The 3,432-nt window shown below is 60.4% G+C and carries 4 protein-coding genes; all 4 read right to left on the reverse strand.

The annotated features are described in order from the left end of the window. Positions 1-334: ABC transporter substrate-binding protein (locus ACFFAR_RS28440; protein WP_174365101.1), on the reverse strand; the 334-nt coding region annotated here is incomplete at its 3' end. Positions 335-543: 209 nt separating this feature from the next. After that, positions 544-1,485, reverse strand: a complete 942-nt coding sequence (locus tag ACFFAR_RS28445; protein ID WP_174365100.1) for a phosphotransferase — start codon at positions 1,483-1,485, stop codon at positions 544-546. 13 nt (positions 1,486-1,498) lie between these two features. Continuing rightward, positions 1,499-2,434, reverse strand: a complete 936-nt coding sequence (locus tag ACFFAR_RS28450) for a phosphotransferase (RefSeq protein ID WP_174365099.1) — start codon at positions 2,432-2,434, stop codon at positions 1,499-1,501. A gap of 4 nt (positions 2,435-2,438) precedes the next feature. After that, on the reverse strand, positions 2,439-3,432 hold a 994-nt coding region (locus ACFFAR_RS28455; RefSeq protein ID WP_174365098.1), incomplete at its 5' end, for a hydantoinase/carbamoylase family amidase.

A 3,432-nucleotide genomic window follows, 5' to 3' on the forward strand; every position in this document is an offset into this window, starting at 1 on the left:
CTTCACGCGACGCGCTTGAGAAGCCGCCGAAGATCACGTCGGCCTTGTCGGTCTGGATGAGGCGGCGCGACAGTTCCTGGAACTTGGTGTTGTCCGACTGCGTGTCATAGGCAATCAGTTTGATCGGCCGGCCCATGATGCCGCCCTTCGCGTTGATCTCGTCCACTGCAAGTTCGGTTGCGTGTATTTTGGGAATGGTGGCCAACGCGAAATTTCCCGATGCGTCTTCGAGTAAACCCAGCTTGATAGGGTCCGCTGCAATCGCGGCTACGGAAGAACAGGCAAGCGCGACCGAAACGGCCATGCGCAACCAGGATGACTTGTCAGCCAGCATGCGTTATCTCCTTGGATTCATTCGATCAAAAAAAAGACGAAAAAAAGCCCTCCGACGAACCAGGGTTCGTTGAAGGGCTTCGGTGCCATGTCCTCGTGCCGGCATCGTTGGCGGCATGAGGAATCTTGCAGCAATCTTAGGACGCCAAAAAACGCGGTGTCAATGCTCTTTGACTCAGGAGGCGAAAATTCGCCCCGGGAAAAACGCGTTCAGACGCTGCGCAGGAGCACGTTCCACTCAGGCGAGTCGATCACGGAGCGAGCGCGCATGAACTTCCACGCGCCATACTTGAAGTAGTCGAAGTCGAGCGTCGATATCTCGTTCTGAAGCATGGACCAGGTCGCCCATTTGAGATCGGCGAGCGCCTTGTGCACGATAACGCGCGCCATGTTTGCTTCGCTCACGCTGCCGAAGTAGGACTCGACCATTTCCTCTTCCATCTGGCGCGTAAAAAACATCTCGCCGCTCAATGCGCCGAGATCGTAGCAACGATCGTTGTTCGAAGCGTATTCGTAGTCGATCAACAGCACTGTCCCGGCTTCATCGCGGAGAAAGTTGCCGGGCATGGGGTCGTTGAAACACGCGACAATATCCAGTCCCGACGCTTCCAGCGCGGCGCGCGCGCGAGTGTACTCGCCGTGCAGGCGCGCGAAATCCGCGGGCAGTTTGCCACCGACCTCACGCACCTGTTCAACATGTTCGTCGATCAGGTTGAAGATGGTCTTAGTCAGCGGCAACAACGGCGAGGCGTGCAACGCACGATATGCGGCAATGATCGAAGCACGAAGCGGTGCGTCAAAAAAATCGCGGTTCGAACACGTCGTGCGCCCTTCCACGAAGTCGTTGATCTCCACACCCAGTTCGGCGGCAAAGTCGTAAAGGCGCGGCCCGATGCCAATGGTCTCGGCCTGCTTGCTTGCCGCAAACGCCACTTTGCGATCGATGAACTGCTCCGTTCCACGCCCCGGCACCTTGACGAAATAGCTCGTTGATTCGCTATCCAGCCAGACACGCCAGTTGCTGTTGCTGATGCCGCCGGGAACGGGCGCGTATCTCAACGCACGGCCGTTCCAGGGCTGGACGCTGCGCAGTACGGCTTCGATTTCCCGTTCGGCTTCGCTTGAAGCCGTACCAAGCATTTTCGTCTGCATCGTCATTGCCTTTTCAAAGCAGGGGAAGCAAGTCATCGGTGTCCATGCGCGACGCGGCCATCGAGCAGCGCAGCAGACGCCATTGGGCATACTTCAGGAACTCGACGTGCCGGCGCGGCGACGTCGCGTTCATCTTCAATCCCCACAGACCCCAGCGCAGGTCGTCGGCGAATGCATAGCACCGGGTACGCGCGAGCGCTGCGTCCGTAACGTGGCCATTCGCCATTTCCAGCGCCGCCGGCCACGTGGAAAGCTCGGGCAGGACCTCGTTCAGCGTCACGGCAATGTCGAATGCAGGGTCGGTGTTCGATGCCTCGTCGAAATCGACGAGTTGCAAATCGGCACCCGGGCCGCCGGCGCGCAGCATCACGTTCGAAGTCACACCGTCCGCGTGACACGGACATGTGTCGATGCCTGAAGCGGTGATTGCAGCACTCATGCGCGACGCAGTTACAACCAGGGTTGCAACGTCCGCCGTCAACGTCATGGATGCGGCGAGATGGCCGACGCGGTCGAACACGTTTGAATTCCGTTCGAACGCGGGGAGCACATGAATCGCGCGCTTGGCCGCAAGCAGTTTTTCGAGTGTGTCGGGCTTTGCAAGGTCATCGAGATGGGCTGTCTGCCAGGTGTCATCGAGCAGATCGAACGCGCTTATCCCGAACAACTCATTCAGGTGACGCGGGCCTGGCGTGAGGCCGATCGCGGCAACCGCAGCAGCCGCTCGCCAGGACGCGCCGATGTCTACCGTTTCCGCGAGATCCCGATGCAATATCTTGACGAAAAACGCGGGTGGCGCGTCACCGATGCCCACGCGAAGACATTCGCTCGATACACCGCGGTGCATCGGCGACATGACAGGCGTAAGCGCGGCTTCGTAGCTGACCGGTCCGCTCGCCCACGCAGCGATCGAACGGATGGCAGCTTCCACATGTGGCGAAGGCAGCATGACCTCAGCCTCCTCTTGCCGCTGCAACCGGGTCGCCGCCCGACTGGCACAGGCGCGTCGCCACGCGCATGAGCACAGTCATGCCCGTGTCGAGATCATCCGAATGCGTGTCCTCATTTTCGTTGTGCGCAATACCGCCAACGCTCGGCACGAACACGAGTCCCGTCGGACACGTATCGAGCAGACTGAGCGCGTCGTGGCCGGACACTGTATCGATCTCCCGGCTGCGCACGCCCGCCTCCAATGCACAAAGCTTCACGAGCTCACCCACCGCCGGCGGCAGCACGCGAATCGAACGGCTCGTGCGATTGCCGATCTCGACTGCGACGTTGGCGCGCTGCGCCGCAGTATCGATGGCTTGCATCGCGATGATTTCCGCTTCCTGGAGAATGCTGTCGTCGACGGCGCGCAACTCGATGGACAAATCCGTTTGCGACGGCACGACATTAGGCGAGTTGGGCTGCACGACGAGCCTTCCCACGGACGTATGAATCCGGTCCGGCCATTTGTCCGCAATGGCCCGAACGTCGCAGATCAATTGTGCCGCGGCGAACAGTGCGTCGCGTCGCGCACCCATTTTCGCAGGACCGGTATGCGCCTGTTCACCTTTGAACGACACGTCGATTTTCGCGGCACCCCAATTACGCGTGACGATCCCGATGGGCACCTCGTCCGCTTCCAGCAGCCCGCCCTGCTCCACATGCAACTCGACATAGCAGGATGGCACGCAAGGCGGCGCGTCCGTGCCGCGATAACCAATCGCCGCGAGGGCGTCGGAAAGCGTCACGCCGTCGTCGTCTCGGCTCGCGAGTGCATCGTTCATGCTCATCTTGCCAACGTATGTTCCGCTGCCGAGCAGACTCGGACGAAACCGCGCGCCTTCTTCATTCGTCCAGTTCACCGCGCAAAAATCGCTGTCGAACGATACACCCGCGCGTTTTGCCAGCATCAGCCGCCGTCCTGCTTCGAAGGCCGCCAGCACACCGAGCACGCCATCG

The sequence above is a fragment of the uncultured Caballeronia sp. genome (genome assembly GCF_964243625.1).
Lineage (GTDB): Bacteria > Pseudomonadota > Gammaproteobacteria > Burkholderiales > Burkholderiaceae > Caballeronia.